Origin of the sequence: Nocardia carnea (genome assembly GCF_029869215.1) — a bacterium.
Lineage (GTDB): Bacteria > Actinomycetota > Actinomycetes > Mycobacteriales > Mycobacteriaceae > Nocardia > Nocardia carnea_B.
Map to the genome: position 1 here is coordinate 1 of NZ_JARWPM010000086.1, position 5,238 is coordinate 5,238.

The 5,238-nt window shown below is 58.2% G+C and carries 6 protein-coding genes; 3 read left to right on the forward strand and 3 right to left on the reverse strand.

Translation table 11 applies throughout. From position 1 onward, the window contains the following. Positions 1-137: 137 nt before the first annotated feature. The 3 genes from QH276_RS04670 to QH276_RS04680 form a co-directional block, all read right to left on the reverse strand. Positions 138-1,838, reverse strand: coding sequence for a bifunctional DNA primase/polymerase (locus QH276_RS04670; protein ID WP_280406636.1), 1,701 nt, complete (start codon positions 1,836-1,838; stop codon positions 138-140). A 228-nt stretch (positions 1,839-2,066) separates the two neighbouring features. Further along, complete coding sequence (locus tag QH276_RS04675) at positions 2,067-3,518, reverse strand: HEPN domain-containing protein (protein WP_280397457.1); 1,452 nt, start codon at positions 3,516-3,518, stop codon at positions 2,067-2,069. 132 nt (positions 3,519-3,650) lie between these two features. Continuing rightward, positions 3,651-3,962 (reverse strand): hypothetical protein, encoded by a 312-nt coding sequence (locus QH276_RS04680; RefSeq protein ID WP_280397456.1) that lies wholly within the window; start codon positions 3,960-3,962, stop codon positions 3,651-3,653. A 126-nt stretch (positions 3,963-4,088) separates the two neighbouring features. Between QH276_RS04680 and QH276_RS04685 the strand changes: the two genes are divergently transcribed. The 3 genes from QH276_RS04685 to QH276_RS04695 all read left to right on the forward strand — a co-directional run. After that, positions 4,089-4,421, forward strand: a complete 333-nt coding sequence (locus QH276_RS04685) for a hypothetical protein (RefSeq protein WP_280397455.1) — start codon at positions 4,089-4,091, stop codon at positions 4,419-4,421. Next, entirely contained in the window at positions 4,402-4,917 is a 516-nt protein-coding gene (locus tag QH276_RS04690) for a DUF6879 family protein (RefSeq protein ID WP_280397454.1), read from the forward strand. The genes QH276_RS04685 and QH276_RS04690 overlap by 20 nt, the downstream gene beginning before the upstream one ends. Further along, positions 4,914-5,238, forward strand: a 325-nt coding sequence (locus QH276_RS04695; RefSeq protein WP_280406637.1) for a helix-turn-helix domain-containing protein, incomplete at its 3' end; no start/stop codon positions are given. The genes QH276_RS04690 and QH276_RS04695, both read left to right, overlap by 4 nt.

Below are 5,238 nucleotides of genomic sequence, written 5' to 3' on the forward strand. Positions count from 1 at the left end.
CGGCGCGCCGCAGCTTGCGCACGATGTCCTCCGCGGAATGCCGTTTCCGTCCAGCCATGGTTCCCATAGTCCCTTCTAACCCCTGATCAGGGCCAACGAGACTCTAATTCCGGCTGGTCGCATCCATGGGGGACGGGTCAAGGTGGTAAGCCGATCTGCCGAAAGAGCTCTTGCTCCTCCTCCCACCGACGCCGGCTGTAGTCGTCCGCATCTACCAGACCCGCCACAGCGGTGGTTCCATTCGTCTCATAGAACGGGCTATACCAGTCGTCCGGGCTGCTTGAGAATCCATGATCCGATGGCTTTTGCGAATCCCTGAACTGCTCGGCTTCTGCGCGGTACCGGTTCTCCCGGTGTGCACAGACCTCGCATCCACCCAGGTCTAGCGCCAACTGGTGGGACAACTTACCCGCTTCCGGGTCCGGGACGTAGGTAGTTCCGCTCTTCATCAACAACCCAACCTCGACCAGTCGGGTCAGTGTCCGGCTGAGTGAGTCAGGTCTACACCCGATGTACTCGCCAAGGGCTCGGGCGTTGTCGAGTCCAGCGCACACCAAGTCGAACAACTGGCCATGACGGCCGTTCAAACCTGCTCCGTTGTCCGTCTTTGGGACGGACCACACCATGCTCAAAGGATCTATGCTCATACACATATCTGGGTTAGAGATATTCTCCCTTACTAATGGGGGGAATATGTGTGTGGTGTCGACCTGCCCCATACGCGGACGTCGAGAGGTGAAGTTTCCAGCCCTGGAGACTTCCAGCCGGTTGGCTGCTTCCAGACGCTTAAGGGAAGCCTCCACCGCCTCCTCGGACACCCCGGCGCACAAGGCGAGGTTCCGTTTCCCGTATCCGGTCTCAGTCCGACCTTGACTCAGGCAGAGCCGCACCACCGCGAGGAACACCCTGCGGTCAGTTGGCCCCGAAGGGCCGGCCCACGGCGCGAACCGCGCCCAGGTCTCAAGTTCAGCCAACTCCTCCAACGCATACGCTCCAAGGCCGCTAGGGCCGCTTGGCATGGTCTCCGCCTTGCGGAGTGTGTTGCGGATCGCTGACTTGACCCAAGAACTATCGACACCACCGGACTGTTCATATGCGACCGTCAGCACGCTCACGGCGTCTTCGCCGAGGGCTTCGCACTGACGGATGATCGGCAGCGCGTACCGGGTCCACGCTTCATTACGCTGGCCGTCGCCAGCACTGGCTAGCTGGGCGACCATCAAGTCCAATTGAGCCTGGGCGGCACCGTCTTCCACACCGCCCGGCGTCGGTTTGACACCTTCAACGGCCTCACGAGCCTCTACGGCCGCCAACAGAGCAGCCGGGGCAGGGACCGGATCGACATCGTTCACCACGGTGTAAGCCCGCATCGGCGGATCTTGCTCCCACCCTTTCGAGCCCCGAGCACGCGAACCCGGCAACATCGCAAACGCTGCGACCTCGATCTGCGGCCCTAATTCCCCAGTAACCAGAACAACTGGGCGGACCTTAAAACCGTCAGGCAACGTGTAAAGCAATTGCAGCCCTGGGCCGGCTTCGCCTACCGAAACCGTCTGAACGGTCCGCGTATCGGTGTCGATACCTGGGAACCGGCTAGTCAGCTCAGTCAGCGAGCCTCCGTTCTTTGTGTCGACGTCAACAATGAGCAAGGCGCCCGTACCGTTCCGAACGGCGGCGTTCCCGGTCAACTCACTCCGGCGTCTCCGAGACGCGGATGCGGTCCAGTCGGCAGACCCGGCTCTAAGCCGCTTAGTTCCGGGTTGGCACGGTACAACCAGGCAACCACGATCTAGGTAGAAATCCAGGTGAGCGGACGTGCCGCTTGACGATTTCTTCACAGCACTCCTCGATTACATAGCTATTTCGCTTGGTTGTCGATTCACCTGACGCATATCCTTTACAGGTCACCGTCGCGACCCTTCAGGGCAATTGCATCATCTTGCCAATTCTAGCCCGTGAGTTCAAGGCACGTTGGATTGGCCTAATTGGCGCCTTGCCCCGAACGGCCATGATGTTACGTTTTTCTAGGTTCACACCCTGCACGGTCCACCGCATGATCTGATGGGCTACCTGCCCATTCGAGCAACTAGGTACTGATTGCTTTCTGCGGCGCGGACCTGAACCGCTTCCGAAAACCCTAGCTCGTGCATCAGGACGAGATAAATCAGATATATTGTCCGCTCATAGAGCAATCCAATATTCCCGGTCCGCGCCCGATCTTGTAGCCCGTGCGCTAACCCATGCCTCGCGTCACGCAGGTCATCTGCCCATTTCTCTCGATCCGGAATAACAATATCAACCGCACTTGGATGCGGTATGCATGTCAAATGCAGGACCCTATCTCTATAGTTCGGCTCGTTTCTGAATACCGACAGGAACCTACCATGATCGCGGGGGTCGATAGCGCCGAGGCTGGCGGTGCACAGCCGGTCGAAGTCGAAAGGGAGCATAGGTAACACATCTTTGTCGAGAGATCTGCTCAACGCCTCCGCTGCGGCAGCAGCGACTAGCATTCTTATTTCTGTGTAGCGCGGCCTAGCGTAGAGCAAGCTGAACAGCATGTCCGTCGAGGTTCGTACCTTCCGGCGCAGGTCCAACCACTTGGGTAGTACCTCACCTAAGGGCATGTCAGCGGCAGTGAAGAGAAAGGGCTTAGATTCCGACCGTGAGGGACTTTTGGAAATCGACGTAAATACGCGCTGTGTGTGCACGGTCGCGCTTCTATGCATCACAGTATACTCAACTAAAGGTTTTCCATTCTCATCGAATGCCAATGCGCCCGCTTGATCAAATATGGGAAGAGCGGTTCGGCAACTTTCATCATGAACCAAAATTTGCTGGATTATTGAACTAGGTTCATCACGGGCGAGGCTCAGTAGGTCAAGGATGGCTGACGCTAGGTCGTCGAAACCATTTTCGGATCGGAGTCCGTGGCTGTCGATATGGAGGGTCGTTGAGGTTTCTCCAAGTACTGATGGAAACTGTCTGGAATTTCGGCGGAAATTAAGATTAGAGACCGTATCCATCGTGAATGAACAGCCGTCTGCATCAAATGGTATTGACTTCTCGTCCTTGAAAGACACGGTCACCTTCTGGCCATCAGTGTTCAACCCGGTAGTGGATTTCCCCTTCATGGCCCAATGGTGAAAATTCTCAAGTTGGATGCGACACGACCTGAATTCATTACTGTTTTGGTCTTCGAGATGGATGCCGACTAGGGCTTTGCGTGCCCGAATGTGTTGGCTATTGATTTTTCCCGTGAACAAGTCGATGTTTGTGTTGTTGCTGTAGCAGTCAATGAGGGTTATTTCCGTATCACCTGCATAGCCGTGAACTATGTCTAAATGTCGTTCACCTAGCGATCCAAATCCGTCTTCGGTTTGTTCGGTGAATAGGTCGAATCCCTCGATAAGAGAAAGCCCGCACCTGCCGTCGGGTTCTATTTGGAGCGTGCCCGGCTGTTTCTTCTCCGGAGACCCAGCTTCCCACCAGTAGCCAGTGAATATGTGATCGGTCACTCAGCAAGGATGCCACTCGTGCTATGGCCGTGGACGCCAAAGCTCAAGATCCGATTGGGCGATCACTCAGCGGCAGAAGAGTCGTACTTCCAGGCAAACTCACAAGTTCCTGGTTTTCGCCCAGCAGCTTGGTCAAACGTCGAGGCCGTTCACCACCATGAAGGTCTTCTTGTCCATTACGCGGCCAAGCTCTAGGTCGACCTCAAAGTTAGACGGGGCTGCGCCGCACTTTGCGATCATGTCGTGCGCTTCCTCCCGGATGCGCTCCTTGTCCGAGACGAACCGGGACACCCCGAACGCCGGTGCGTACAAGTACCACTGCGATCCGCAGCAACTCACTTTGACCGAGAACAGCATGAGCGCCCCTTGTGTGTCGTTGGCTTGCTCGCCGCGCCGAGGACAAGCACCCGACGCGGCGGCTGAGACGACGTTATGAATCAGCATCCGCCCGGGTCTACAAGTTTGCGCGAACTTTCGAGTTGAGTGCTGAACTGGTGCGATACCGCGAACATCCGGGGATGATTGAGGTAGTGCGTAGAAAGCTCACGCACACAACACGGAAGGACGACCATGCATCGGTTACGTTTCCTCGGTAAAGGCGGCTCACCCTCCAGCGGATGCCCGACGCTGTACGCGGCGGAGCCCAACGGCTATCTCGTCCAAGGCTGGGTGACCGACACACCCGGGACAGTCGAGGTACCCCACTTGCTCACCGGGTTCGCCGAACCCGACACGTACATAGGCGCGACCATGACGGACACCGGTAGGGGCACCTTCCGTCTCAGCGGAACCCCGGTTACCGACCCTGAGACGCTGGCTCAGTTGACCTTGGCCGACGATGAGACCCCGATACTGGTACCGAAGCTAGAGAGGACGTTCTACGGTGCTGCTGCTACGCGGTGAGGCATTCGACCGCCGGATACGCGAGTGCCAGCACGAAGCGTTCCACCTAGAGCTACAGGACGAGTACAACACCGCCGATGGTGTCGATCCATACCAGAACTGGTTGGACGGAAATCCGGACGATTACGCATGGTTCCAAGCCTGGCTGTCCCTGGTTCGCGACATGACGAGCCGGGGCGCGGTGATGCGCCGGGCACGGGTGGTGACGGTGCCACACACCGATTACACCCGATGGCTACTGGAAGTCTCCCGGGAAAGTGTCAACGCCGGGGAAGACATCCGGTACCTACCTCGGCATGAGGTCGACTCGGAGAAGCTGACCGGGGATGACTGGTGGTTGTTCGACAACGACACCGTTGCCTTTACGGCTTTCGAGCCAGACGGCCGGCTCGGCGGAGGGGCGATCACCACGGACCCGCGGATTGTCGAATACTGCCGAAGCGTCCGGGATTACGTCTGGAAGATTGCCACGCCGTACGACGAGTACACGCGGTGACCACTGGCGGAACCGCTCACGCACAGCGGGAAGCTCTCGGGGCGCGGCTCCGGGAGCTTCGCCGCGACTCCGGGCTTACCGGCCGCAAGCTTGCGGAGCTCGCAGGCTGGCACGAGTCGAAAACCAGCAAGATCGAATACGGCAAGCAGACCCCCTCTGAGGCCGACCTACGGGCGTGGTGCACCCACACCAACAGCCAGAACCAGCTACCCGACTTGATTGCCACGCTTCGGAACATCGAGGCGGCTTACATGGAGTTCCGGCGGGTTCTCGGCACCGGTACGCGACGGCGCCAACGGATGCTGGCGCATACAGAGGATG